Genomic DNA, 513 nt, shown 5'->3' with positions numbered 1-513 from the left:
GCTTGTACGTATACGGTTTCAGGTTCTATTTCACTCCCCTCACAGGGGTTCTTTTCGCCTTTCCCTCACGGTACTGGTTCACTATCGGTCAATTGGGAGTATTTAGCCTTAGAGGATGGTCCCCCTATCTTCAGTCAAAGTTTCTCGTGCTCCGACCTACTTAATGTGTCCAATATGCTGCTTCGTGTACGGGGCTATCACCCTTTATTGCGGAACTTTCCAGAACCTTCCACTACATCATACTGAATCGGCTGTTTCCCTTTCGCTCGCCGCTACTCAGGAAATCTCGGTTGATTTCTTTTCCTCCGGGTACTTAGATGTTTCAGTTCTCCGGGTTTGCTTCGCATAGCTATGTATTCACTATGCGATACTGCACAAAATGCAGTGGGTTTCCCCATTCAGAAATTCTGGTCTATAACGGTTTTTATCACCTTAACCAGACTTATCGCAGATTAACACGTCTTTCATCGCCTCCAATTGCCAAGGCATCCACCGTATACGCTTATTCACTTA

1 rRNA gene is annotated in these 513 nt (G+C 45.8%); it reads right to left on the bottom strand.

Features of this window, described 5'->3' with window-relative positions:
- Positions 1 to 513: ribosomal RNA gene (locus tag BTO11_RS16390) — 23S ribosomal RNA — on the bottom strand; the annotation flags it as partial.

This window comes from Psychrosphaera saromensis (assembly GCF_002954545.1).
GTDB classification, from domain to species: domain Bacteria; phylum Pseudomonadota; class Gammaproteobacteria; order Enterobacterales; family Alteromonadaceae; genus Psychrosphaera; species Psychrosphaera saromensis.
The sequence above is the reverse complement of the archived record's forward strand: the minus strand, read 5'-3'. Positions and strand labels throughout refer to the sequence as shown.